Here is a 25,259-nt window from a genome sequence, read left to right as displayed (position 1 = left end):
GCGCGCCTGGCGCGACGTGGGCTGTCAGGGACCAGCGGATACTTTATCCTCGTCAGCCTGGCAACTGGATAGATGACTTATGAGCGAACTTAACGGGCAATCCGCGGGCGGCAACGACTGGCAACTAGGGCGCATCGTTGGTGAACTGCATGAGGCGCGCAGCCAATGGCGCGAGACCCATGGACGTTTTCGCGAATTCAGTGGTCGCGAGCTGCCGTCGCGCAGCGTCATGGCCAGCGTGATCGAATCCCTCAGCGGAGCGCTCTTCCCGCTGCGCCTCGGGCCGGATCAGCTGCGCCAGGAAAGCGAGGACTTCTATGTCGGCTTCGAGCTGGAGCGAGCGCTCAATGCCCTGGTGATCCAGGCGAAGCTGGAGCTGGACTATTTCGCCAAGCAGCGTGGCGAGAACGGCGTCAATCGCGGCGATGAGGCACGCCAGCTGGTGCAGGCGTTCGCCCTGGCGCTGCCGGATCTGCGCCGCCTGCTGGATACCGACGTGATCGCCGCCTACCAGGGCGATCCCGCCGCGCGCAGCGTGGACGAGGTACTGCTCTGCTATCCGGGCATCTACGCCATGATCCACCACCGCATCGCCCATCACTTCTATCGCAGCGGCCTGCCGCTGCTGGCGCGGATGGTCAGCGAGCGAGCGCATTCGGCGACCGGGATCGACATCCACCCGGGTGCCCAGATCGGCGAGGGCTTCTTCATCGATCATGGTACGGGCGTGGTGATCGGCGAGACCTGCATCATCGGCGACCGGGTGCGCATCTATCAGGCGGTGACCCTGGGCGCCAAGCGCTTCCCGGCCGATGCCGAAGGCAATCTCAAGAAGGGCCACCCGCGGCATCCCATCGTCGAGGACGACGTGGTGATCTATGCCGGGGCGACCATCCTCGGACGCATCACCATCGGCCAGGGTTCGACCATTGGCGGCAATGTCTGGCTGACCCATGGCGTGCCGGCCAACAGCAACGTCAGTCAGGCCAGCCTGCAGGGCTGCGCCGGCCTGGCTCAGGAATAGTCGGCGGCGCTGTCGCGAACGAACTTGGCCAGGAAGCGCCGGGTTCGTTCTTCACGCGGCTGATTGAACAGCTCGGCCGCCGGACCCTGTTCGACGATGCGGCCACCGTCCATGAACAGCACCCGGTGGGCGACGTCGCGGGCGAAGGCCATCTCGTGGGTGACGATGACCAGGGTACGACCCTCCTGGGCCAGCCCGCGAATCGTCTCCAGCACCTCGCCGACCCGCTCGGGATCCAGCGCCGAGGTGGGTTCATCGAAAAGGATGGCCTGGGGACGCATGGCCAGCGCCCGGGCGATGGCGACCCGCTGCTGCTGGCCCCCCGACAGCTGCCCGGGATAGCTATCGGCCTTGTCCGCCAAGCCGACCTTGGCCAGCCATTCACGGCCGTGGACGATGGCCGTGTCGCGCGCCTCGCCCTGGACGATGATGGGGCCCTCGATCACGTTCTCCAGCGCGGTGCGATGAGGAAACAGATTGAAGTTCTGGAAGACGAAACCCATGCGCTGACGCAACTGGCGGATCACGCTCTGCTGGCCCTTGAGCGGTCGGCTGGCATCAATACGCAGGTCGCCCAGGCTGATACTGCCGGCGTCCGGGGTCTCCAGCAGATTGAGGCAGCGCAGCAGGGTGGTCTTGCCCGAGCCGCTGGGACCGATGATGGCGACCACCTCGCCCTGCGCCACCTGGAGGTCGATGGCCTGGAGCACGGTCTGCTGCCGGAAGGACTTGGACAGCCCCTGCACCTCGATCATGACGGGCCTCGCTCGTTGATATGACGCCCATAGTGCCGCTCCAGGCGGTTCTGCAGGGTGGACAGCAGGCTGGCCAGCACCCAGTAGAGCAGCGCCGCGGCCAGGTAGAGGCTGAAGATCTCGAAGGTGCGGGCGGTGATCAGCTGGGCCTGGCGGAACAGCTCCGGTACCTGGATGGTGGCTGCCAGCGAGGTGTCCTTGACCAGCGCGATGAAGCTGTTGCCCAGCGGCGGCAGGGCGATCCGCAGCGCCTGGGGCAGGATGGCGCGCCTCAGGGTCTGCAGGGGTGTCATGCCGATGCTGGCGGCGGCTTCCCACTGGCCGCGGTCGATGGCGCCGATGGCCGAGCGGATGATCTCCGCGGTGTAGGCGGCCATGTTCAGCGAAAAGCCGATCAGGGCCGCTGGCAGTGGATCGAGCTGCAGACCGAGTTCGGGCAGGCCGTAGTAGATGACGAACAGCTGCACCAGCAGCGGCGTACCCCGGAAAAACGAGATGTAAAGCCGTGCCAGGCTACGCAGCGGCAGACTCTGGGAGCGGCGCAGCAGGGCCAGGCCAAAGCCCAGCAGCAGTCCGAAGAGCATGCCGCCGAGGCTGAGGACCACCGTCCAGATCGCGCCCTTCAGCAGGAAGGGCAGCGAATCGAGCAGAAGCTGTAGCGTGTCGCTCATTGGGTGACGTCGGCCTTGAACCACTTCTCGGAGATCTTGGCCAGGGTGCCATCGGCGCGCAGCTTGGCGATGGCCTGGTCGACCGCGGCATGGAATTCCGGATCGCCCTTGCGTTCGGCGATGCCCGATTCCTGGCGGCTGAAGGGCTCGCCGGCCAAGACGAGCTTGTCCTTGGTCTTGGACAGCAGCTCCAGGGCGGCCAGGCGGTCGACGAGGATGGCGTCGATGCGGCCCACGCGCAGATCCTGGTACTTGGTCGGATCGTCTTCGTAGGTGCGCACGTCCGCCTTGGGTACGTTCTGGCGCAGCCACTGCTCGTAGTTGGTGCCCAGGCCGACGCCGACCTTCTTGCCGGCGAGGTCGGCGGCGGTCTTGATGCTGTCCGCGTCGTCCTTGCGCACCAGGGCCTGGATGCCGGAGACGGTGTAGGGGGTGGAGAAGTCGTATTTCTTCTTGCGCTCTTCGCTGATGGTGACCTGGTTGATCACCACGTCCAAGCGCCGGGATTCCAGGGCAGCCAGCAGGCCATCCCACTTGCCGGGCTGGATCTTGGCGTCGACGCCCAGCTCCTTGGCCAGCGCCTTGGCGAAGTCCACTTCGAAGCCGGTCAGCTGGCCCTGTTCGTTCTGGAAGCTGAAGGGCGGATAGGTGCCTTCCAGGCCGACGATCAGTTCGCCGCGCTGCTTGACGGTCTGCAGGAGGTCTTCGGCCTGGGCGGTGGCCTGGTGGGCCAGGCCCAGGGCGAGCAGCAGGGCGGCGCTACGGAGCAGACGCTGGGGGAGGGGTTTGCGCATGGAAGAGATCCTTGAGTTTATGAGGGTGCGCCACTATGAGGGTGTCTGTTCTGACATCCCAAGTCCGAAAACTGCTGACGTTATGCCATCGTCCCGTGGCTTGGCTAGCCGGTCATGCCAACCAGTCGCCATAGGCGAAGGTGCCCGGGGCGCCGCCGGTGTGCAGGAATACCAGGGGGCCGGGTGGGAGAGCCTCGTTGGCCACCAGATCCAGCAGGCCGGCCATGGCCTTGCCAGTGTAGACCGGGTCGAGCACCAGGCCTTCCAGCCGCCCCAGGCGGCGGATGGCTGCCAGGGTGCCGGGATTGGGCTCGCCATAGCGGGGACCGAAGTAGCCGTCACGCAGGAGTGGCGGATCCTGCGGCAGGGCGACCCCCAGCAGCTCGGCCAGCTGTTGCCGCAGCAGGGCGACCCTGGGCAGCTGTTCGGCCTCGGTACGGGAGACGGTGACCCCGATCACCGGCAACTCTGGTCGCAGCTGGCGGAAGGCCAGGTCCAGGCCCGCCTGGGTGCCGGCACTGCCGGAGGCGAGGATGATGGCAGCCGGTTGCAGGTCCAGCTCGTGCAGCTGAGCGTCGAGTTCCAGGCCAGCACGGACGTAGCCGAGGGCACCCAGGGCGCTGGAGCCGCCGATGGGAATCACCCAGGGCGTGCGCCCTTGCTGGCGCAGGCGCTCGGCTTCGGCTTCCAGCTGGCTGACCGGATCATCGAGCGCGGCGACGGCGCTGATCTCGGCGCCGAAGAGCTCCAGCAGGAGTCGATTGCCGCCATGCAGGTAGCCGGGGTCCGCGGTGGCGATGGGATTTTCCAGCAGGGCGACGCAGCCCAGGCCCTGTTGCGCGGCGACGGCGGCGGTCTGGCGCACATGGTTGGACTGGATGGCGCCGGCGGTCACCAGGGTGTCGGCACCGGCCGCCAGCGCCGCGGCGACCAGGTATTCCAGCTTGCGCACCTTGTTGCCGCCCAGGGCCAGGCTGGTGGTGTCGTCGCGCTTGCAGTAGACCGGTCGGCCCAGCTCTGCCGACAGCCGCGGCAGGACCTCCAGCGGGGTCGCCGAGGATTGCAGCGTCAGGCGCGGAAAGCGGGCGAGGGCGGTGGCGAGCATGGCGGAACCCGGGGCAGTGAAGGGGGCATCACTCTAGGGCCTAGCCGCGCCTGGCAGCAATCCTGCGCTCAGGCGAGGTCCGGGCGCCGCGCCCAGGCCTGGGGTACCAGGGAGCGCAGCAGCACGCCGTAGAGGGGGACGAAGAGCAGCAGGCTGACCGTCAGCTTGACGCCGTAGTCGACCAGGGCGATCTCCGGCCAGTGGCTGGCCATGAAGGGGTTGTCGCTGTGCCAGAAGGCGATGGAAAAGAACGCCGTGGTATCCAGGGCGTTGCCGAACAGGGTCGAGACCGTGGGGGCCAGCCACCAGTGGCGCGAGCGCCGCAGGCGGTCGAACACCTGGATGTCGAGCAGTTGCCCGAGCACATAGGCGCAGAAGCTCGCCAGGGAGATGCGCAGGACGAAGACATTGAGGGCGGCCAGCGCCGTCCAGCCCTGGAAGCTGCCGTCCTGGAAGAGCACGGAAACCCCATAGGAGACCACCAGCGCCGGAAGCATCACCCGGGCGATGACCTGGCGCGCCGACGCCTTGCCCATCACCCGCACGGTGAGGTCGGTGGCGAGGAAGATGAAGGGGAAGCTGAAGGCGCCCCAGGTGGTGTGCCAGCCGAACAGCTGCAGCGGCAACTGCACCAGGTAGTTGCTGGCGATGATGATGAGAATGTGGAAAGCGACGAGCGCGGCCACGAGGGCACGCTGCGGGGTGGCAAGCAAGGCAGACATGGGCAGTCCTTTTTTGGTTACCTGGGGTGAGGGAACCCAGGGCGCGGAGGCGGGGCGACATTCTACGGATTCGCGGGGTGTCTGGCGAGGTCGCGGCGGTCGGGGCCGGATCGACAGTCGCATCGGACCGATGGGCAGAGCGGGCAGCCTCCTGCTAACTTGTATGACTTCCGCACCGACAGAGAGCTTCCTGATGCACTTTCGATCGCTGGGTCGTACCGATCTCAAGGTTAGCGCCATCGCGCTGGGCACCATGACCTGGGGTGAGCAGAACACCGAGGCCGAGGCCTTCGAGCAGCTGCGCGCCGCCAAGGCCGCCGGGGTCAACTTCATCGACACGGCGGAGATGTATCCGGTGCCGCCGCGCGCCGAGACCTACACCCGTACCGAGACCATCATCGGCAACTACTTCCGCCAGCATGGCGATCGCGCCGACTGGGTACTGGCCAGCAAGGCGGCCGGTCCGGGACGCGACATGGACTATATCCGCAAGGGCGGGCTGGCCTTTACCAAGGCCAATCTCACCGCGGCGCTGGACGCCAGTCTCCAGCGGCTCAACACCGACTACCTGGATCTCTACCAGCTGCACTGGCCGGATCGCCGCACCAATTACTTCGGCCAGCTGGGCTATGTGCACAGCGATGCCGACTTCACGCCCATCGAGGAGACCCTGGAGGCGCTCGACGGCCTGGTGAAGGCAGGCAAGGTCCGTCATGTCGGCCTGTCCAACGAAACGCCCTGGGGCGTGCAACGCTTCCTGCACCTGAGCGAGACCCGTGGCTGGCCGCGCGTGGTCTCCATCCAGAATCCCTACAACCTGCTCAATCGCAGCTTCGAGGTGGGGTTGGCCGAGCAGGCCATCCGCGAGCAGGTCGGCTTGCTGGCCTATTCGCCGCTGGCCTTCGGCGTGCTGGCGGGCAAGTACCTGCAGGGCGCTCGTCCCGAGGGGGCGCGGCTGACGCTGTTCGAACGCTTCCAGCGCTACAGTAATCCGCAGACGCAGCGGGCCGCTCAGGCCTATGTCGAACTGGCCCGGGAACGCGGCCTGGATCCGGCGCAGATGGCCCTGGCCTTCGTCACCAGCCGGCCCTTCGTGACCAGCAACATCATTGGCGCCACCTCGCTCGCCCAGCTGGAAAGCAACCTGGCGAGCAGCGAACTGGTGCTGGACCCCGAAACCCTGGCCGCCATCGAAGCCATCCACGTCGATCAGCCCAATCCGGCGCCCTGATCGCGCGCGGTACCCCGGCGCCCGGTACAGCTCCTGTGCCGGGCGCTTTTTTTACGCTCTCGGCTGAAATGCCGGGCTTCGACCAACAGGGCAACGGCGCAAGGGCTGCTGTCCGGGACGCCTATTAAAGCCCGGCGCCCGAGGGGCTAGAGTCGCTCAGACCCTTTCCTGAGTTGCAGGTGTCCGCCATGGCGTCCTACGAGATCGTGCTCCTGGGTGACCAGGATGCGTCCATTGTTGCCCATCGAGCCATCCCCCAGGCCCTGGCGCTGACCGCCACGGCGCTGGGCATCAGCCTGCGGCCGCGCTGGCTGCCGACCGAAGCGGCCGACGGCGTGCTCGCCGACTGCGACGGCCTCTGGTGCGTGCCGGGCAGTCCCTACCGTAATCGAGAGGGGGTGCTGGCGAGCATTCGCACGGCCCGTGAACGGCGCATTCCTTTTCTCGGCACCTGCGGCGGTCTGCAGTACGCCCTGCTCGAATACGCGCACTCCGTGCTCGGGTGGGCGGACGCCGCCCATGCCGAGGAGGATCCCCTGACGTCACGGGCCCTTCTGGCGCCCCTGAGCTGTGCCCGCGTCGAGTATCACAACAGGCTCCGCCTGGCGCCCGGTTCGCGCCTGGTGGCGGAAGACGCCAGTCTGGACGCTCAGGCCGCCTATCACTGCCGGTTCGGCGTGAACCCCGATTACCTGCCGGCATTGCTCGCTGCCGGCTGGCGCGTCCTGGCCTGGGACGAGGAAGAGCTGCCGGTGGCCTTCGAACTGGCGACCCACTCCTGTCATTTCGGCACCCTCTATCAACCGGAACGCGAAGCCCTGGCCGGACAGGTACCGCAGGCGGTGCGGGCCTGGCTGGAAGCGGTAGTCGCGGCGCGGAGCCTACGGACATGAGCCGGCTGGAGCTGCCCGAGGACTGCGTGGTGATCGCCTTCATCTCGCAGCGTGCGGACGAGGACCCCGCCTACGAGCGGATGGCCGCGCGCATGCTGGAGCTGGCGCAGGCACAACCGGGTTTTCTCGGTGTGGAGTCGGTACGCGGGGCCGATGGCCTGGGCATCACCCTGTCCTACTGGACCGACCAGGCCGCGGTCGCCGCCTGGGGCGCCCATCCGGAACATCGGCAGGCGCAGCGGCTGGGACAGGCGCGCTGGTATCGCTGGCATGACACCCGGGTCTTGCGGCTGCTGTCGACCCGCGCCGGTCCCGGCGTCACTCCAGACGAATCGCGCCCAGGGCCGGGGTGACGCGAATCCAGCCGATGCGGCTGTCTTCACCGATCAGCATGACCTTCTTCCAGGGACGAAAGGGTGCGCTGTCCAGGACCAGGATGCGATCGCCCGGCTTGAGCATGGCGATCAGCTGGCGGTTGGCGACCACGCTGCGCTCCGGCATGGCGGGATACTGCATCAGCGGGATCTGGCCGCCGCGAATTTGCCAGGTCTCGCCACTGGCCGCATTGATGAAGGTCGGCAGCCGCGTCAGCAGGATGGCCAGCGCGAAGAACCCGATCAGCAGCAGGACGAGCCGCTGCGTCACGGTGCGGACGGCAACGATATCGGGAGACAGCTTGCCAAGCGAGGACATGGGAATGGCTCTGGGCTGCGGACGGTAGGGGCTCGATGCTACCGTCAGGCGGCCAATTGACATCATTCGCATGAAGGAAAGGTCAACGGCTGCTCATTCGCCAGTGCCAGACTGTGAACGGCCGCAAAAGCGGCCGGCTAGAGGGGGGATTCAGGGCGCCAGCTGGCGGGTGACTTCCAGGGCCTTGTCGAAGGACGGATAGCCGCTCTTGGCCACCGCGAGGTCGCCATAGGCGCTCTTGTAGGTCTGAGCCTGGATCGGATCCGCCTCGGGAACCAGGAAGGGGTCGGTGTACATGCGATAGAGCAGGGCGTAGGCCAGCGGATAGCGATGATCGGCGGAGGCGTGCAGCAATTCCAGGACATCGTCGGTCTGCGGGCCCTGCTTGATGGCGATCACCGCCCGATAGAATTCCACCTCGCCATCGGCGCTGGTCCCGCCATTGCGCAAGAGCAGGGCATCCGCGAGCTTGAGCTGTTCTTCGCTGCCACCGAGGACCAGCAGCTTGGCCTGCAACAGGTCGTTCTGGCGCAGCAGGGTGGTCTGTTCCGCGCTCAGTGGCCGCGTTTCCGCTGCCTCGTGGTGACCGCCCAGGGAGCAGCCGGCGAGGGAAACACACAGCAACGGGAGCATCCATTTCTTCATGTCGAGATCTATCCGCGGAGTCGTGACGCTGGTTCCAAACTTTGGACGATAGCAGTTCTTTGCGGCTTTGCGCAGAACCGGAAGGCAATCCTGGAGTCGTATCCGCACGTCCACAGAGCGCCCATGCCTGGCTATTTCCAGCGTCGCGCGCTTCGGGCATTGTATGCGACAAGCGGCTGGATAGACCGCCGTTCGTTTTGCCTTCACGTACAGATCAAAGGACTCCCATGATCACCAAATGTCTGTTTCCGGCAGCCGGCTATGGCACTCGTTTTCTCCCCGCGACCAAAGCCATGCCCAAGGAAATGCTGCCCATTGTGAACAAGCCGCTGGTGCAGTACGCCGTGGAGGAAGCTCTGGAGGCGGGCCTGCATCAGATCGGGATCGTCACCGGTCGTGGCAAGCGCTCGCTGGAAGACCATTTCGACATCAGCTACGAGCTGGAAAGCCAGATCAAGAACACCGACAAGGAAAAGTACCTGGTCGGTATTCGCAAGCTGATCGACAACTGCACCTTCTCCTACACCCGCCAGGTGGAAATGAAGGGCCTGGGCCACGCCATCCTGACCGGCCGCCCGCTGATCGGTGACGAGCCCTTCGCCGTGGTGCTGGCGGACGACCTCTGCCTGAACCTGGACGGCGACAGCGTCCTCAAGCAGATGGTCAAGCTGTACAACCAGTTCCGCTGCTCGATCGTGGCCATCCAGGAAGTCCCGGCCAACGAGACCAACAAGTACGGTGTGATCGCCGGCGAGATGATCCGTGACGACATCTACCGCGTGAACAACATGGTCGAGAAGCCCAAGCCGGAAGATGCTCCTTCCAACCTTGCAATCATCGGCCGCTACATCCTGACCCCGGACATCTTCGACCTGATCGAGCAGACCGAGCCGGGCAAGGGTGGCGAGATCCAGATCACCGACGCCCTGATGAAGCAGGCCCAGGACGGTTGTGTACTGGCCTACAAATTCAAGGGTCAGCGTTTCGACTGCGGCAGCGCGGAAGGCTTCGTCGAAGCCACCAACTTCTGCTTCGAGAATCTGTACAAGGCGCTGTAAGACGCCCTGTGCACCGGACCAGGCCACCTGCGGGTGGCCTTGTCGTTTCTGGCGGTTGGCCATCCGCGCCGCTGCCCCGGGCGGCCTTGCGTTATGCTGGCGCCAGCAGCTGCAGAGAGAGAGCTCCATGACGACCTATGATTTCGACCTCTTCGTGATCGGCGCCGGTTCGGGCGGAGTGCGCGCGGCGCGTTTCGCCGCCGACTTCGGCGCCCGGGTGGCGGTCGCGGAAAGCCGCTACCTCGGCGGCACCTGCGTCAACGTGGGCTGCATGCCCAAGAAATACTTCATCTATGGCGCCTCCTTTCGTGACGAGTTCCGCCAGGCGCGTGGCTACGGCTGGGACGCCGAAGTGCCGGCCTTCGACTGGAATACCCTGGTCGCCAGCAAGGACCACGAGATCCGCCGGCTGAACGGCATCTATCGGGCCCTGCTGGTCAACAGCGGGGTGACCCTGCTGGAAGCCCATGCCCGCATCCTCGATCCCCACACCGTCGAGGTGGAAGGCCAGCGCTATCGCTGCGAACGCATCCTCATCGCCACCGGTGGCTGGCCGGACGTGCCGGATTTCCCCGGCCGCGAGCACGCCATCACCTCCAACGAGGCCTTCTACCTGCCGGAGCTGCCCAAGCGGGTGGTGGTGGTGGGTGGCGGCTACATCGCCGTGGAATTCGCCTCGATCTTCCAGGGGCTGGGCGCCAGGACGACCCTGCTGTATCGCCGCGAGCTGTTCCTGCGCGGCTTCGACCGGGGCGTGCGCGAGCACCTGCGCGACGAGATGCTCAAACGTGGCCACGACCTGCAATTCAATGCCGACGTGGCGCGGATCGACAAGGCCACCGATGGCAGCCTGCAGGTAACGCTCAAGGATGACCGGGTGCTGGAAGCCGATTGCGTGTTCTATGCCACCGGCCGCCGGCCGATGCTCGATGACCTGGGCCTGGAGAATACCGGGGTCGCCCTGGATGAGCGGGGCTTCATCGTGGTTGGCGAGACCTTCCAGACCGCCGAGCCGTCGATCTACGCCATCGGCGACGTCATTGGCCGGGTGCAACTGACCCCGGTGGCCCTGGCCGAGGGCATGACCCTGGCGCGGCACCTGTTCAGTCCGGACAGCTATCGCCCGTTGAACTACGACCTGATCGCCAGTGCGGTCTTCAGCCTGCCCAACCTGGCCAGCATCGGCCTGAGCGAGGAAGAGGCGCGCGAGCGTGGCCATCGGTTGAAGATCTTCCAGAGCAGCTTCCGGCCGACCAAGCTCAGCCTGACCGATGTCCAGGAGCGCACCCTGATGAAGCTGGTGGTGGATGCCGACAGCGACCAGGTACTGGGCTGCCACATGGTGGGGCCGGATGCCGGCGAGCAGATCCAGTGCCTGGCCATTGCCCTCAAGGCGGGGGCGACCAAGGCCTGCTTCGACGACACCCTGGGCATCCATCCCACCGCCGCCGAAGAGTGGGTCACCATGCGCAAGCCGGTTCGCGAGGACGAGGCGCGCTGATCGGGCGCCTCGCCGCCGCGCGCATCACTTGGGTAGCGGCGCCACCGCGGGGGTGATGGGCGCTACCGCCTCACGCTTGGCGTAGCGCTGGGCCAGCACGGCGCAGACCATCAGCTGGATCTGGTGGAACAGCATGATGGGCAGCAGCACCGGCCCCATGGTGCTGCCGGCGAACAGCACCTTGGCCATGGGCACTCCCGTGGCCAGGCTCTTCTTGGAGCCGCAGAAGACCACGGTGATCTCGTCTTCCTTGCTCATGCCCAGCAGCCGCGCGCTGTAGCGCGTGGCCAGCAGCACCAGGGTCAGCAGGGTGGCGCAGATGAACACCAGGCCCACCAGCGACAGGATCGGCGTCTCGCGCCACAGGCCTTCGATCACCGCGGCGCTGAAGGCGGTGTAGACCACCAGCAGGATTGACCCCTGGTCGACGAACTTGAGCTTGCCCTTGTGGCGATCGACCCAGTGGCCGATCACCGGGCGCAGCAGCTGGCCGGCGACGAAGGGCAGCAGCAGCTGCACGCAGATCTTGACGATGGCATCCAGGGTGCTCTGGCCGTCCGAGCCGCCGTGGGCGTCGAGCAGCAGCCGGACCAGCAGCGGGGTGAGGAAGATGCCGAGCAGGCTGGACAGCGACGCACTGCAGACCGCCGCCGAGACATTGCCGCGAGCCATGGAGACGAAGGCGATGGACGACTGCACGGTGGCGGGCAGGGCGCACATGAACAGCACGCCGAGGTAGAGCTCCGGTGTCACCAGGGGCGCCAGCAGCGGCTGCAGCGCCCAGCCGAGCAGCGGAAAGCTGACGAAGGTGAAGGCGAACACCAGCAGGTGCAGCCGCCAGTGGGTGATGCCGGCCACCAGCGCCTGGCGCGACAGCTTGGCGCCGTGCAGGAAGAACAGCAGGCCGATGGCGATGTTGGTCACCACGTTGGCGACCTGGGCAGCGAGGCCCTGGCAGGGCAGCACGCTGGCCAGGATCACCGTGGCGACCAGCAGCAGGGTGAAGTTGTCGGGCATCAGGCGGGGACGAGCCATGGTCTCTCTCGGGTTGTCTGTGGATGGCCTCAAGGCTATCGTCTCCTGACCTAGCCGACTAACGCGAAAAGCCCCAATGATGTCGTCAAACGGACAGTCTGCGGTCGAACGTCCCGTTCCCGCGCTCGCCCACCTGCCGCGACGGCTCTATGCCCGCGTCGAATCCCTGGCGCAACCGGCCTGGACGCCCTGGCACCGGCATCCCTGGGGGCAGCTGTCCTATGCCATCCGCGGGGTGCTCACGGTGACCACCGCCGAGGGCAGCTACGTCGCGCCACCACAGCGAGCGGTGTGGATCGCCGCCGATGTCGAGCACCAGGTGCGTTCCTCGCCGCAGGCGGAGATGCGCAGTCTCTATGTGAGCGCCGAGGCGGCGCCCTATGTGGGCGAACGCTGTCGCGTGGTGGCGGTGAGCCCCCTGATCCGCGAGCTGATCAAGACCTTCAGTGGCTTCGTCCGGGAATATGACGAGGAGGGCGCCGAGGGAAGGCTGGTGTCGGTGATGCTCGATCAGTTGCAGACGGCGCCCGAGGTGGGGCTGTCGCTGCCGGCGCCCCAGGACGGTCGCCTGCGACTGCTGTGCGAAGCCCTGGCGGCCAATCCGTCGGACGACCGCACCCTGGCACAGTGGTCGGGTGTGCTGGGGGCTTCGGAAAAGACCCTGAGCCGGGCCTTCGTGCGGGATACCGAGCTGACCTTCAGGACCTGGCGCCAGCGATTGCGGCTGATCAGTGCCCTCGAGCGCCTGGAGCGGGGCGCTGCGGTGACCGAGGTGGCGCTGGATTGCGGCTACAACTCACCCTCGGCCTTCATCGCGGCCTTTCGCCGCCAATTCGGCGCGACGCCCGGGGCTTTCGCGCTGGGCGTCTGACCTTCAGGCGGTGGCGCCGAGCAGGCTCAGGTAGTCGCCGAAACCGCCGCGGGCCCGGCAGTCCAGGCGCGAACTGGTGCGCACCCGCACGCTGTTGCTCCAGGCGATGCGCGCGCCCTGGGTCTTGAGTGCGGTGACCAGGGTGACGTCCTCGTCCACGGTCATGGATGGAAAGCCACCGGCGCGCAGATAGGCGGCCGCCGAGATGCCGAAGTTGGCGCCATGGATGTGCTGATGGCCTTCACGATCATGATAGGCCGCCTCGTAGCGCGCTCTCAGGCCAGGAGAATGCGGGGTCCAGTCGTCCACCTCGACCACGCCACAGACGGCATCGGCGCCATAGGCGAGCTGGGCGGCGAACCAGTCCGGTGCCACCTCGGAGTCGGCATCGGTGCAGGCCAGCCAGCGCGCGCCTAGCTGAATCAGATGGGCTGCGCCGGTCGCGCGGGTCAGGCCGACGTTGCAGGCCCAGACTTCCAGGGCGGTCACCGGCAGGCGGCGAACGATATCGGCGGTGCCGTCGGTGCAGCTGTCCAGCACGATGACGACCTCGACGGGTTCACCCAGCAGCGCCGGATGCCGCGCGGCGCGCAGAACCGATTGCAGACAGCGTTCGACGTGTTGCTCTTCGTTATGAGCGGGTATCACGGCACCTATCATAGAAGCTGCTCCCGGCGGGCGACGGAGGTGGGGTCGGAGGACCAGAGGGTGAGGACGAAATCGGCTTCTTCGAGATGGCTCAGGCGATGCAGGCCGGGCAGGGCGGCCATGCGAGCGTGGACCTGGTCGCCGGTCAGGGCGCAACCGTCGATGGGATGGCGCCAGTGACAGCCGAGCAGCACCCCGCCGGGCAACAGGGCACTGTGAGCGCGATCCAGCAGGGCATCCAGGCCGCGCTCGCCGAGGTAGTAGCCGATCTCGCTGATGACGATGAGATCGAAGGCGCCTGCAGGCCAGGCGTCCGGCAACAGCAGGTGGCGGACCTCGACATGCGGCTGGTCGGCCAGGCGCTCGCCAGCGGTGGCGACCGCCGAGGCATTGCCATCGCTGACCAGCAGCCGTTCGCAGCGGTCGGCCAGGCGGCGGGACAGTTCGCCGGTGGAGCAGCCTGGTTCGTAACCCCGGGTGTAGCGGCGGTGCGGCAGCACGGCCAGGGTCAGATCGCGCTTGCGCGCCTCGTACCAGCGATGGCGATAGTCCCAGGGGTCTGCGCTGTTGGCGTAGAGCGAGTCGAAATAGCTCATGGAGACGGTCACGTCAGATAGACCTCCCAGGCACGGGTAAGACGAGCGACCACCGCAGGCGGCAGGATCGGCCCCTGTCCCGTGCTGGCGTCCTCGGTCAGCTGACTGCCAAAGGCGCTGACCGCACGTTTCTTCAGCGCCAGGACGTCTTCTTCCAGATCCAGGCGCCGCGCACGTTCCCAGGGCACGCGCGGATCACCCGGGGCGGCCCAGTGCCAGGTCCAGACCGGCACCTCGATGCAGCGGGCCCCGCGCAGCCGGCAGGCTTCCACCGCCGCGCGGCCGGTCGCCTCGTGATCGGGATGGCCATCCAGCCGCCAGGTGGCGAAGACCACGTCTTCGGGGGTGATGAACTCCAGCAGTCGCTGTTGCAGAGCGCCTTCCTGCTCGCTGACCTGACCGTCCGGGATCGCCAGGCGGGTCACGGTGGCGCGCTCCAGGCGCAGCCGGCGTAGGGCTTCGCGGGTTTCCAGCGGGCGGGTATTGCGCAGGCGACTGGCGGGCCAGAGGGTGGACTGCGGGTGGCTGCCGTCGCCATCGGTGACCGCGACCAGCGCCAGCCGGCGACCCAGTTCGCCCAGCAGGCAGAGCAGGCCGCCGCAGCCGAGGATTTCGTCGTCCGGGTGGGGAGCAACCACCACGGCGCGATGTCCGGGCGGAACCAGTTGCGCGGCTTCGATTGCCGGCATCTCGGTGAAACCGGACCATTGCAGCCACGCCTCGGGCGAGGTGCCGGCTCCTTGAATCTGACGATCGCCTACAGTTGCCAAGGGGCACCCTCCAGCAGATTGAGGTCACCCAGTACCGCCAGGTCACGTTCGGCGTGACTCTGGCGCAGGTAGACGGGGAGGTCCGCCATGTGGCGGGCGCAGTAGGCATCACGGCACAGCGGCGCGGCGCCAAAGGCGCGGCCGGTGTGGCGGATGACGATTTCGGCGCACTGCTCGACCAGCGCCCGCAACTGGCAGACCGGATAGCGCGCATCCGCCTCGGGGTTGAGATCTATCCAGTGCGCCGCCTGGCGCAGGGCAGTGGTGGCGCCGAGCAAGGCGGCGTCCACATGGCCCAGGTGGGCGAGGGCATGGGGCTCGCGATGACGCTTGCAATGAGCGCGCAGGGTGTCGGCGAGGGCGGTGGCCGAGCCATACCAGCAGGCGGCGATGCCACCACCGCCATGCCAGAAGCCGGGGCGGTGCAGGTAGCGGCCGGGGGCTCCGACCAGCACGCCGGCGGCGCCATCGAATAGCACGTCGACGCTACCCGTGTGCTGCATGCCGATGGCACGCCAGCCGTCCTGGGTGACCTCGACGCCGGGTTGCTTCATTTCCACCGCCACCAGCATCGGATGGTCGTCCATCCAGGCGGTGACCAGCGCATGGCTGACCAGGGAGGCGCCGGAGCACCAGGACTTGCGGCCGTGCAGGGTGACCATGCCGTCGGCGCTGTAGCGCACCAGCAGGCGGGCGTCCGGCGGCTCGGCGGCCCAGACGCCCCAGAGGCTTTCGGGGGGCACATAGCCATCCAGTTCGCTCAGGATGGCCAGGGCATCGGTGTGGCCTTCGTACAGCTTGACCAGGCCCAGATCATGATGGGCTACCTGGGCCAGGGCACGCCAACGGTCCAGGGTCTGACCCTGGCCGGGCAAGGGCAGGCGGTCGAGACCGCGCTGGTTGAGAATCTGGAGTCGGTGTTGCAGCAGTGCGGGAGTGACCTCGTCATAGGCCCACTCGTCCAGGGTGTCCTGAAGGCTATCCAGATCGATCGACATCGGCTCCATCCCGTGGCTGGCGACGGCGCTGTCCACGACAGCGCTCGTTAGTGCAGACCACGGGGAGCGATAAGGGGTTTCGCTTAGTCGCTGCGCTTGCCGACGGCAGGCGTGCCGCTAGGCGACGCCCAGCCGTTTGCGCCGCGTCGCCGTGAGGCTCTGACGCACCCCGGCGTACCCGGCCCAGGGATCGTCCTTGAGCCCTTCGAGGCGTTGCAGGAGGGAGTCGAAGCGCCACTGGTCGCTGCCCTGCAGGTCGGTCAGCTCGTCGCGCGCCACGGGCACCGAAACGCCGAGGTGAGGACGGGCGCGCAGGGAAAAGGCGCTGACCGTGGTGGCACCATGGCGATTGCGCAGGTAGTCGACGAAGATCTTCCCCTGACGATTCTGGGCGCCCATCTTGGCAGCGAAGAGCTTGGGCAGGGTGTTGGCCAGGTGCTGGGCGGCGGCCTGGGCGAAGGCCTTGACGGTATCCCAGTCCTGACGCCGATCCAGCGGCACCACCAGGTGCAGGCCGCGGCCGCCGCTGGTCTTGACGAAGGCCTGGAGGTCCAGCTCGTCGAGCAGGGTCAGCACCAGCTCCGTCGCTTCCACCATGCGCGACCAGGGCAGGGCGGGATCGGGGTCGAGATCGAGAATGAAGCGGTCGGGGCGATCGATGCGGGCGGCGGTGGCATTCCAGGTATGGAGCTCCACCGTGCCCATCTGGGCTGCGCCGAGAAGCGCCTCGCGACTGTCGATGACCATCAGCGGCGCGTGACCGGGATCCAGCGTCGGATCGAGTTCGCGGATATGGGGGATCGCCAGGGTCTGCTTGTGCTTCTGGAAGATCTGCTCGCCAGCGATGCCCTCGGGCGTACGGACCAGGGCCACGGGCCGATCGGCCAGGTGCGGCAGGATCCAGTCGGCGACGGCGGCGTAATAGCCGGCCACGTCGAGTTTGCGCGCGCCGCTGGCTTCGTCGATGACGCGCTCGGGGTGGCTGATGCGCACCCCGGCCACGCTAGCCTCCCGCTGGCCGGCACCGGGTTTGCGCCGGGACGTGGCGTCGGGCCGTTCGGCTTCCCGTGCCGGCGTGGCCTGTTCGAGGCCGATGCCCTCGGCGAGCTTGTCGTCACGCAGGCCATGGAAGACGCCCTGGCGGACGATGCGATCCTGGGTCAGCTCGGCATAGGCGATCTCGCACAGCTGCTCGGGCCGCAGCCAGGTCACCCCACGGTAGGCGGCACCCTTGGGCGGATCCACCACCGGTGGCCGATCGACGATCAGCGGCTGGAATCTGGCGTGCAACTGCTTGAGCACGGCGGCGGTAAAGCCGGTGCCGACCTTGCCGGCATAGTGCAGCTGGCCCTGGTCGTCGTGCAGCGCCACCAATAGCGCGCCCAGGTGCTGGCGGCCGCCCTTGGGCGGGGTGTAGCCGACGATGATGAATTCCTGGCGATGGGCGCACTTGAGCTTGATCCAGTCCTTGTTGCGCCGGGAGCGATAGGCGCTGCCCAGGCGCTTGCCGATCACCCCTTCGAGGCCCAGTTCGCAGGCACTGGCCAGGATGCGCTCGGCCGGCACCTCGAAGGCGGCGGAGAAGCGCAGCAGCTCGCTGTCGTTGCTTTCCTCCAGCAGCTTGCCCAGCAGTTCGCGGCGCTGCTCGACCGGTACCTCGCGCAGGTCCGCGCCATTGAGATAGGGCAGGTCGAACAGGTAATAGGTGATGCGGGTCGCCTTGCCGGTCTCGAAGGCATTCTGCAGCGCCTGGAAGCTGGAAACGCCGCTGGCATCGTTGACCACGATCTCGCCGTCCAGCCAGGCGTTTTCCAGGCCGAGGTCCGCCAGGGCCCCGGCCTGCTCCGGCAGGCGCTCGGTCCAGTCGTTGCCACTGCGGGTGAAGAGGCGTACCTCGCCGTCCTCGATACGGGCGAGCAGCCGATAGCCGTCGTATTTCACCTCGTACAGCCAGTCGCCGGCCGGCGGACTGTCGACCAGGGTGGCCAACTGGGCCTCAAGGGTTTCAGGCAACTTGGCCTTGCGCGCCTTGGCCGTGGCCTGGCGTGCCGGCGTACCGGTCGCCTTGGGTTCAGTGGTGGTTTTGCCCTTGGATCTAGACGTGGTCCTGGGCTGCGCCAGCCGCGGCAGGGTCTTGTCGCTCAGCACACTGTCGGGCTCGGCAGCGGTCACCTCGTAGTCGGCGGTGTCGCGGGCCTCAGCGTCGCGCTCCTTGATCAGCAACCACTGCGGCTTGTCGCTGTGGCCCTGCAGGCGGGTGCGCACCAGGGTCCAGTGGCCGCGGAGCTTTTCGCCCCGGAGTTCGAACTTGAGCTTGCCAGCGGCATAGGCTTCGGCGGCATCGCCCTCCGCCTGCCATTCGCCGCGATCCCAGACGATGACATCGCCCGCGCCGTACTGGCCTTCGGGAATGCTGCCTTCGAAGCTGCCGTAGGCGAGGGGATGGTCCTCCACCTGCACCGCCAGGCGCTTTTCACCCGGATCCAGACTGGGACCCTTGGGCACCGCCCAGCTCTTGAGGGTGCCCTCCAGCTCCAGGCGGAAGTCATAGTGGAGGCGACGGGCATCGTGCTTCTGGATGACGAAACTCAGGGCGCCCTTGGTCTTGCGCCGGCGTGGGCGATCCTCGTCGGGCGGCTCGGCGGTGATGTCGAAGTTGCGCTTGCGGTTGTATTCGCTGGACGAGCTGGCCATGGCGGCGGTCCTCACTTGGCCTTGCGGGTACGGCTGGCGGCAGGGCTACGGCGACTGGTCGAGCGACCGGTACCCTTGGGCTTGGGCGCGTCCTTGGCTTTATCCTTCTTGCCGCCCAGGCTGCGCCGCAGCAGCTCGGTGAGGTCGATGACGTCGGCGCCGCTTTCCTCGGCTTCGGGCTCCTCGGTGACGGCTTCGAGCTTGCCATCCTTGAGCTTGCGCTCCACCAGGGCCATGACGTTATCCTTGAAGGTGTCGTGATACTGCTCCGGGTCCCATTGCTCGGTCATTTCCTCCACCAGGCGCTGGGCCATGTCCACTTCCTTCTTGGTGACCTTGGCGTCCAGCCCTTCGAGCCCGACGTCTTCCGCGGACCGCACCTCGTCGGCCCAGCGCAGGGTGTTGAGCACCAGGGCATCTCCCAGCGGCATGATCACCGCCAGGTGCTGCTTGGAGTGCATCACCAGGTTGGCCACGCCCACCTTGCCGGTGGCGCTCAGGGTGTCCCGCAGCAGCGCATAGACCTTTTCGCCGTTCTTGTCCGGCGCCAGGTAGTAGGGCTTCTCGAAATGCAGGATGGAGATCTCCCGCGCCTCGACGAAGGTGAGGATGTCGATGGTGCGGGTGGCCTCGGGCAGCGCGTTGTGGATCTCGTCTTCGCTGAGCACCACGTACTTGCCCTTGCCGTGTTCGACGCCCTTGACGATGTGTTCGCTGGGCACCTCCTTGCCGGTGGTCTTGTTGATGCGCTTGTAGCCCACCGGATCGAGGCTGCGTTCGTCCAGCCAGTCGAAGTCGATGCCCGATTGCCGGGTCGCCGAGACGACCGAAACGGGGATGTGCACCAGGCCGAAGCTGACGGCGCCTTTCCAGATCGAGCGGGGCATGGGCGTTCTCCTTTGGGGTGTCCCCTATGGATAGGCCGGCGATCCACTGGGTTCCGCCCTGGGGAACCCCGCTCCGCTGTTGGGTTCTACCCCCGGAACGACGATTTTGCCGTCGCAGGTGCAGGGTAGAGAGGAGCAGGGCGTGGACAGTGTCGATCAAGAAGTTTTGCGCATGACCCTGGCCTGGCGACGGGCAGGGCATGGCGTCTGCCTGTTCACCGTGGTCCAGACCTGGGGCAGTTCGCCACGGCCGCCGGGCGCCATGCTGGCCCTGCGCGAGGATGGCCAGGTCTGCGGCTCCGTGTCCGGTGGCTGCATCGAGGACGACCTGATCGCCCGCCTGCACGCGGGCCGGTTCGCCGGGGAACGCCCGGAGGTCATCACCTACGGTGTCTCCGGCGACGAAGCCGCGCGCTTCGGACTGCCCTGCGGTGGCACCCTGCGTCTGGTCCAGGAGCAGGTCGGTGAGTGGCGCTGGGTCGAGCAGTTGCTGCAACGCTGCGACGGCCACGAACTGGCCCTGCGTGAGCTGGACCTGGCGACTGGCGAGGTGCGAATCTCCAGCACCACCCGCGATGAGCCGGTCACCCTGGACGAGCAGCGGCTGCGGCTGGTCCATGGGCCGCGTTGGCGACTGCTGCTGATCGGTGCCGGTCAACTGTCGCTGTATGTCGCCGACATAGCGGCCATGCTCGATTTCGAGGTGCTGGTCTGCGATCCGCGCGAAGAATTCCGCCAGGGCTGGGAGACGCGCCAGGCGCGTTTCATCGCGGGCATGCCGGACGATGCCGTGCTGTCGATCTGCCCGGACGAACGCACCGCGGTGGTGGCCCTGACCCATGATCCGCGCCTTGATGACCTGGCGCTGCTGACGGCGCTGCAATCCGAGGCCTTCTATGTCGGCGCCCTGGGTTCGTTGCGCAACAACGACCGGCGGCGTGAGCGGCTGCTGCAGCTGGACCTGCCGGTTGCGGCGATCAATCGTCTGCATGGCCCCATCGGCCTGCATATCGGCAGTCATACCCCGCCGGAGATCGCCCTGTCGCTGCTGGCGGAGGTGGTGGCGGTCAAAAACGGCATCGCCCTGACCCAGAAGAAGCGGGCCCTGGTCGCGGTGGAGCAGGTCGCCTAGGGATGTCCGGCGTTCAGGTGCTGATCCTCGCGGCGGGTGCCGGGAGCCGGTTCCGCGCCGCAGGCGGTGGCGACAAGCTGCAGGCCACCTTGCCTGGTCCGTCCGAGCTGACGGTGTTGCAGGCGACCTTTCGACTGTGGCGAGGCCTGGGCCTGCCATGCCTGGCCGTGGTCTCGGACAACGCCCCCTGGCGCGCCGAGCTGGCGCGGCAGGAAGATCTGGCGGTGCTCAGCCTGCCCACCACCGGCATGGGCGACAGCCTGGCCGCCGCAGTACGAGCGACTTCCGCTGCGACCGGTTGGCTGGTGACCCTGGGTGACATGCCCTTCGTGCAGCCGGCGACGGCCCGACAGCTGCTGGAGCTGCATCACCCCGGGCGCATCGTCGTCCCGACCTGCCAGGGCGGGCGTGGCCACCCCGTGCTCTTTGGTCGGAATTTTGCCGCTGCGCTGGGCGAACTCACGGGTGACGAGGGAGCGAAACGGCTCCTGCGCGAGGGTGCGGTGCTAGAGCGGGAGGTCGCGGACGCCGGTATACACCACGACATCGACACGCCCGCCGACCTGGAAAATACCCGGCAATTGGCCCTAGAACTTCCCCGTTTCGCCGCTCTTCCAACGGAGGAGAACCGCTTTTGGGGACACGCACTCATGAACACCATCGAATCCATGCTGGACTATCTCAAGACGCGCGAACTGCAACTCACCACGGCCGAATCCTGCACGGCCGGCAAGGTGGTGGGGTTGCTGTCCGAGATACCCGGCAGCGGCAGCTGCATCGAATCGGGTTACGTCGTCTATTCGCCCGAAGCCAAACAACGTCTCCTGGGCGTCAGGCCGGAGACCATCGAGCGTCATAACCTCACCAGCGAGGAAGTGGCGCGGGAGATGGCTGCCGGCGCCCTGCGCGACAGTCCGGCCCAAGTGGCCATCGCCAATACCGGACTGGCCGGGCCCGGTGGGGCGGATGGCATTCCCCAGGGCACCGTCTGTTTCGCCTGGGGCTACCGGGTCGGCGATGACATCGTGCTCTATTCTGAAACCCAGCACTTTTCCGGTGATCGCGAGGCCGTGCAACTGGCGGCTGCCCGTCACAGCCTCGGCGCCGTGGTGCCCTATCATCAACGTCTCGAACGCGAATCAGAGGAGAACGCCCGATGACCGAAGCCCTTCAGCGCGACATCATCCAGGCCCTGCAGGTCCCCGAGCATTTCGATCCGGCCGCGGAAGCGGAGCGTCGTATACAGTTCCTCAAGGATTATCTGCTCGGCAGCCGGCAGGAGAGCTATGTGCTGGGCATCAGTGGCGGCGTGGATTCCTCCACCGCTGGCCGCCTTGCCCAACTGGCCGTCGAGCGGGCGCGCGAGGAGAGTGGCAATGCCCGCCTGAGGTTCATCGCCATGCGGCTGCCCTATGGCGTGCAGCGCGATGAGGCGGATGCTCAGCGCGCCCTGCAATTCATCCAGCCCGACGAGACCCATACCGTCAACATCAAGCCGGCCAGCGACGCCATGCTCGCCTCGGTTCGCGAAGCCCGGGTGGCCTTCGATGACGAACTCCACGAGGATTTCACCCTGGGCAACATCAAGGCGCGCCAGCGCATGATCGCCCAGTACGCCGTGGCCGGCGCACGCCGGGGCCTGGTGATAGGCACCGATCATGCGGCGGAAGCACTGATGGGTTTCTATACCAAGTTCGGCGATGGCGCCTGTGATCTGACCCCCTTGCACGGACTCAACAAGCGGCGGGTAAGGGCGGTGAGCGAGTGGCTGGGCGCACCGGCGGATCTGGTGCACAAGGTGCCCACGGCCGACCTGGAATCCCTGTCGCCCGGCAAGGCCGACGAGGATGCCTTCGGGATCACCTATGCGGAAATCGACGATTTCCTCGAAGGCAAGCCAGTCAGCCCGGCAACGCTGGAAATTATCCTCAACACCTACAGGCGCAGTGCGCATAAGCGTGAGCTGCCCTATACGCCATTCCAATGAAATCATTGGGTTAGGAAATTTTTATAATGTTGAATCCTGAGGTTTCCGGTGAAATTTGCCCTGATCTCAGGGAGCACTGCGGGGTCGCGCAAAAAAAGCAGCAAAGTTCTACGTGGAATCTATAAAAAGGATCATTTTGTCGTAGTAAGCAATTGATCTAATTGGATTTTGCGCGATTTCTAGAAGCTGTCAGTCGTTGCCGTTCGGCTGAACTTTTGCGCGCTGGCAGTGCTCAGACTCTTTCAGACACACCCGCGCGAGCGCTTCCGGTAGCAGTAAGGCTGCGGTTGTCTGGAACGGTGCCTTTGCTGGCACCGTTACGGGTCACCGACCCCTCTTGATAGGGCATCAGCCAGCCGGGCCTCTTTGGCGCAAGCCAAGCAGTAGCGGGTTCATGACCAAGGTCGCAGCGCCGGCGCGTTGCGGCCTTTCACGCGTCCCAAGATGGAGTCAGGCTCGATGTCGAACACCGATCTCCCCGGTTCTTTTTCCACCCTTTCCCTCGATCCCGCTACCGCTGCCCAGACCCCGCGCATCGCCATAGAGTCGGTCACCCCGGCCGTGGACAATGGCCAGTTCCCCGCCAAGGGCATCGCCGGGCGGGTGGTCGAGGTGACCGCCAAGATCTTCGCCGATGGCCACGACAAGCTGGCCGCCAGCGTGCTCTGGCGTCAGGAGGGCGAAGAGAACTGGCAACAGGCCCCGCTGACACTCGAAACCAACGACCTCTGGCGTGGGCGCTTCACCCCGCCGGTCGTGGGCCGCTATGAATTCGTGGTCCAGGCCTGGTGGGATGTCTGGGGCACCTACCGCTACGAGATCGAGAAGAAGTACGCCGCGGGTGTCGGACTGAACCTGGAATTGCAGGAAGGCCGCATCCACGTCGAGCAGGCCCTGTCCCGTGCCGAAGGCGAGCAGCGCGGCCCGCTGGAGGCGCTGCTGCAGCGATTGGACCAGGCCGGTAGCGAAGGCGACAAGGTCGCCGTGCTGCTGGCGGGCGAGGCGAGCCAGGCCATGAACCCGGTGGATGCCTATGTCCACCTGACCCACAGCATCGAATACCCGCTGGACATCGAGCGCCTGCGCGCCGAATTCGCCAGCTGGTACGAACTCTTTCCCCGCTCCATCACCGACGATCCCCATCGCCATGGCACCTTCCGCAACGTGATCGGCGAATTGCCGCGCGTCCGCGACATGGGTTTCGATGTGCTGTATTTCCCGCCGATCCATCCGATCGGCCTGGCCCACCGCAAGGGCAAGAACAACACCCTGGGCGCTGGCGCCGATCAGCCGGGCAGCCCCTATGCCATCGGTAGCCCGGATGGTGGCCACGATGCCGTGCATCCCGAACTGGGTACCCTGGACGACTTCCGGGCCCTGGTGGCCGCCGCCGCCGATCACGGCCTGGAAATCGCGCTGGATTTCGCCATCCAGTGCTCGCCTGACCATCCGTGGCTCAAGGAGCATCCGGGCTGGTTCTCCTGGCGTCCGGACGGCTCCATGCGCTACGCGGAGAATCCGCCGAAGAAGTACCAGGACATCGTCAACGTCGACTTCTATGCCCAGGACGCCGTGCCGGATCTGTGGCTGGCGTTGCGCGACGTGGTCTGGCACTGGGTGGAGCAGGGCGTGAAGATCTTTCGCGTCGACAATCCCCATACCAAGCCGCTGCCCTTCTGGGAATGGCTGATCGCCGACATCCGCGGTCGCGACGCCGACGTCATGTTCCTCGCCGAGGCCTTCACCAAGCCGGCGATGATGGCGCGCCTGGGCAAGGTCGGTTACAGCCAGAGCTACACCTACTTCACCTGGCGCAACACCAAGGCCGAGCTGACCGAGTACTTCACCCAGCTCAACGAAGCGCCCCTGCGCGATTGCTACCGGCCGAACTTCTTCGTCAACACGCCGGACATCAACCCGGCCTTCCTGCAGACCAGCGGCCGCCCCGGCTTCCTGATCCGTGCGGCGCTGGCCACCATGGGCTCCGGCCTCTGGGGCATGTACGCCGGCTTCGAACTCTGCGAGGGCGCACCGCTCACGCCGGGCAAGGAGGAGTACCTGGATTCGGAGAAATACGAGCTGCGCCCGCGCGACTTCTATGCCCCGGGCAACATCATGGGCGAGATCGCCCAGCTCAACCGCATCCGCCGGCAGAATCCTGCGCTGCAGACCCACCTCGGGTTGAAGATCTACAACTGCTGGAACGACCAGATCCTCTATTTCGGCAAGCGCACCGACGACCTCGGCAACTTCATCCTGATCGCGATCAACCTGGATCCCTTCAATGCCCAGGAAGGCCACTTCGAATTGCCGCTGTGGGAGCTGGGCCTCGACGATCACGCCACCACCTACGGCGAGGACCTCATGACCGGGCACCGCTGGGCCTGGCACGGCAAGACCCAATGGACACGGCTGGAGCCGTCGATGCCCTTCGGCATCTGGCGCATCCAGGCGGGCCACTAGCGATACCTCAGGCGCGGCGGATCAGGCAGCCCGGGGACGTGCCCCGAACGGCCTGATCCGCTGCGTCATCATCGCCGGACGGCCTG

At 66.5% G+C, this 25,259-nt stretch carries 25 protein-coding genes and 1 pseudogene; 12 read left to right on the top strand and 14 right to left on the bottom strand.

What is annotated here, in order from left to right; translation table 11 throughout:
* Positions 1-79: 79 nt before the first annotated feature.
* Positions 80-1,024, top strand: a complete 945-nt coding sequence (gene epsC / locus FHR73_RS06860) for a serine O-acetyltransferase EpsC (RefSeq protein WP_183630152.1) — start codon at positions 80-82, stop codon at positions 1,022-1,024.
* Here epsC and tcyN read toward each other — a convergent pair.
* From tcyN to FHR73_RS06835, 5 genes are all read right to left on the bottom strand, one after another.
* Entirely contained in the window at positions 1,015-1,779 is a 765-nt protein-coding gene (gene tcyN, locus FHR73_RS06855; protein ID WP_183630151.1) for an L-cystine ABC transporter ATP-binding protein TcyN, read from the bottom strand. The genes epsC and tcyN overlap by 10 nt on opposite strands.
* On the bottom strand, positions 1,776-2,450 hold the full coding sequence (gene tcyL / locus FHR73_RS06850) for a cystine ABC transporter permease (protein WP_183630150.1): 675 nt from the start codon (positions 2,448-2,450) through the stop codon (positions 1,776-1,778). The genes tcyN and tcyL overlap by 4 nt, the downstream gene beginning before the upstream one ends.
* Positions 2,447-3,244 carry a cystine ABC transporter substrate-binding protein gene (gene tcyJ / locus FHR73_RS06845; RefSeq protein ID WP_183630149.1) on the bottom strand — a complete coding sequence of 266 codons (798 nt, stop codon included), beginning with the start codon at positions 3,242-3,244 and terminating at the stop codon, positions 2,447-2,449. Before tcyJ ends, tcyL begins: the two co-directional genes overlap by 4 nt.
* 112 nt (positions 3,245-3,356) lie before the next feature.
* On the bottom strand, positions 3,357-4,349 hold the full coding sequence (locus tag FHR73_RS06840; protein WP_183630148.1) for a D-cysteine desulfhydrase: 993 nt from the start codon (positions 4,347-4,349) through the stop codon (positions 3,357-3,359).
* Positions 4,350-4,417: 68 nt separating this feature from the next.
* Positions 4,418-5,071: a 7-cyano-7-deazaguanine/7-aminomethyl-7-deazaguanine transporter gene (locus FHR73_RS06835; protein WP_183630147.1), complete on the bottom strand. Its 654-nt coding sequence runs from the start codon at positions 5,069-5,071 to the stop codon at positions 4,418-4,420.
* Between the two features lie 193 nt (positions 5,072-5,264).
* On the opposite strand from FHR73_RS06835, the gene FHR73_RS06830 reads away from it, so the two are divergent.
* From FHR73_RS06830 to FHR73_RS06820, 3 genes are all read left to right on the top strand, one after another.
* Positions 5,265-6,302 (top strand): NADP(H)-dependent aldo-keto reductase, encoded by a 1,038-nt coding sequence (locus FHR73_RS06830; RefSeq protein WP_183630146.1) that lies wholly within the window; start codon positions 5,265-5,267, stop codon positions 6,300-6,302.
* 188 nt (positions 6,303-6,490) lie between these two features.
* The gene (locus FHR73_RS06825; protein ID WP_183630145.1) at positions 6,491-7,195 is read left to right on the top strand and encodes a glutamine amidotransferase-related protein; all 705 of its coding nucleotides are present in this window, start codon (positions 6,491-6,493) and stop codon (positions 7,193-7,195) included.
* The gene (locus FHR73_RS06820; protein WP_183630144.1) at positions 7,192-7,548 is read left to right on the top strand and encodes an antibiotic biosynthesis monooxygenase; all 357 of its coding nucleotides are present in this window, start codon (positions 7,192-7,194) and stop codon (positions 7,546-7,548) included. Before FHR73_RS06825 ends, FHR73_RS06820 begins: the two co-directional genes overlap by 4 nt.
* Here the strand turns inward: FHR73_RS06820 and FHR73_RS06815 are convergent.
* Both FHR73_RS06815 and FHR73_RS06810 read right to left on the bottom strand, forming a co-directional pair.
* Entirely contained in the window at positions 7,514-7,888 is a 375-nt protein-coding gene (locus FHR73_RS06815; RefSeq protein ID WP_007161842.1) for a hypothetical protein, read from the bottom strand. The genes FHR73_RS06820 and FHR73_RS06815 overlap by 35 nt on opposite strands.
* Before the next feature lie 150 nt (positions 7,889-8,038).
* Positions 8,039-8,521 carry a hypothetical protein gene (locus FHR73_RS06810; RefSeq protein ID WP_260175616.1) on the bottom strand — a complete coding sequence of 161 codons (483 nt, stop codon included), beginning with the start codon at positions 8,519-8,521 and terminating at the stop codon, positions 8,039-8,041.
* A 239-nt stretch (positions 8,522-8,760) separates the two neighbouring features.
* Between FHR73_RS06810 and galU the strand changes: the two genes are divergently transcribed.
* Both galU and gorA read left to right on the top strand, forming a co-directional pair.
* Positions 8,761-9,591, top strand: a complete 831-nt coding sequence (galU, locus tag FHR73_RS06805) for a UTP--glucose-1-phosphate uridylyltransferase GalU (protein ID WP_059314756.1) — start codon at positions 8,761-8,763, stop codon at positions 9,589-9,591.
* A gap of 127 nt (positions 9,592-9,718) precedes the next feature.
* Positions 9,719-11,092, top strand: coding sequence for a glutathione-disulfide reductase (gorA, locus tag FHR73_RS06800; protein WP_183630142.1), 1,374 nt, complete (start codon positions 9,719-9,721; stop codon positions 11,090-11,092).
* Between the two features lie 24 nt (positions 11,093-11,116).
* Here the strand turns inward: gorA and FHR73_RS06795 are convergent, their stop codons facing one another.
* Positions 11,117-12,127: a bile acid:sodium symporter family protein gene (locus FHR73_RS06795; protein ID WP_183630141.1), complete on the bottom strand. Its 1,011-nt coding sequence runs from the start codon at positions 12,125-12,127 to the stop codon at positions 11,117-11,119.
* 79 nt (positions 12,128-12,206) lie between these two features.
* On the opposite strand from FHR73_RS06795, the gene FHR73_RS06790 reads away from it, so the two are divergent.
* Positions 12,207-12,998: an AraC family transcriptional regulator gene (locus FHR73_RS06790; RefSeq protein ID WP_409258670.1), complete on the top strand. Its 792-nt coding sequence runs from the start codon at positions 12,207-12,209 to the stop codon at positions 12,996-12,998.
* Positions 12,999-13,001: 3 nt separating this feature from the next.
* Here the strand turns inward: FHR73_RS06790 and FHR73_RS06785 are convergent, their stop codons facing one another.
* The 6 genes from FHR73_RS06785 to FHR73_RS06760 form a co-directional block, all read right to left on the bottom strand.
* Positions 13,002-13,658, bottom strand: a complete 657-nt coding sequence (locus tag FHR73_RS06785; RefSeq protein WP_183630139.1) for a glycosyltransferase family 2 protein — start codon at positions 13,656-13,658, stop codon at positions 13,002-13,004.
* Positions 13,655-14,242, bottom strand: coding sequence for a class I SAM-dependent methyltransferase (locus tag FHR73_RS06780; RefSeq protein WP_183630138.1), 588 nt, complete (start codon positions 14,240-14,242; stop codon positions 13,655-13,657). Before FHR73_RS06780 ends, FHR73_RS06785 begins: the two co-directional genes overlap by 4 nt.
* An 8-nt stretch (positions 14,243-14,250) precedes the next feature.
* On the bottom strand, positions 14,251-14,931 hold the full coding sequence (locus tag FHR73_RS06775) for a PIG-L deacetylase family protein (protein WP_183630137.1): 681 nt from the start codon (positions 14,929-14,931) through the stop codon (positions 14,251-14,253).
* 68 nt (positions 14,932-14,999) lie between these two features.
* Positions 15,000-16,010, bottom strand: a complete 1,011-nt coding sequence (locus tag FHR73_RS06770) for an acyl-CoA dehydrogenase (RefSeq protein ID WP_409258669.1) — start codon at positions 16,008-16,010, stop codon at positions 15,000-15,002.
* A gap of 117 nt (positions 16,011-16,127) precedes the next feature.
* A complete protein-coding gene (gene ligD, locus FHR73_RS06765; RefSeq protein ID WP_183630135.1) occupies positions 16,128-18,704 on the bottom strand; it encodes a DNA ligase D in 2,577 nt (858 codons plus the stop codon).
* 11 nt (positions 18,705-18,715) lie between these two features.
* Positions 18,716-19,591, bottom strand: coding sequence for a Ku protein (locus FHR73_RS06760; protein WP_183630134.1), 876 nt, complete (start codon positions 19,589-19,591; stop codon positions 18,716-18,718).
* Between the two features lie 142 nt (positions 19,592-19,733).
* Between FHR73_RS06760 and FHR73_RS06755 the strand changes: the two genes are divergently transcribed.
* From FHR73_RS06755 to FHR73_RS06740, 5 genes and pseudogenes are all read left to right on the top strand, one after another.
* The gene (locus FHR73_RS06755) at positions 19,734-20,723 is read left to right on the top strand and encodes an XdhC family protein (protein ID WP_183630133.1); all 990 of its coding nucleotides are present in this window, start codon (positions 19,734-19,736) and stop codon (positions 20,721-20,723) included.
* A gap of 2 nt (positions 20,724-20,725) precedes the next feature.
* Positions 20,726-21,208: pseudogene (locus FHR73_RS22515) on the top strand (NTP transferase domain-containing protein); the annotation flags it as partial.
* Between the two features lie 165 nt (positions 21,209-21,373).
* A complete protein-coding gene (locus FHR73_RS22510) occupies positions 21,374-21,883 on the top strand; it encodes a CinA family protein (protein ID WP_260175653.1) in 510 nt (169 codons plus the stop codon).
* The gene (gene nadE, locus FHR73_RS06745; RefSeq protein WP_183630131.1) at positions 21,880-22,710 is read left to right on the top strand and encodes an ammonia-dependent NAD(+) synthetase; all 831 of its coding nucleotides are present in this window, start codon (positions 21,880-21,882) and stop codon (positions 22,708-22,710) included. Before FHR73_RS22510 ends, nadE begins: the two co-directional genes overlap by 4 nt.
* Positions 22,711-23,169: 459 nt before the next feature.
* Positions 23,170-25,173 carry an alpha-1,4-glucan--maltose-1-phosphate maltosyltransferase gene (locus FHR73_RS06740; protein ID WP_183630130.1) on the top strand — a complete coding sequence of 668 codons (2,004 nt, stop codon included), beginning with the start codon at positions 23,170-23,172 and terminating at the stop codon, positions 25,171-25,173.
* Positions 25,174-25,259: the final 86 nt, after the last annotated feature.

This window comes from Pseudomonas sp. AS2.8 (assembly GCF_014190935.1).
Taxonomy (GTDB): Bacteria; Pseudomonadota; Gammaproteobacteria; order Pseudomonadales; family Pseudomonadaceae; genus Chryseomonas.
Note: the sequence above shows the minus strand (reverse complement) of the source record. Positions and strands in the feature narration are given on the sequence as shown.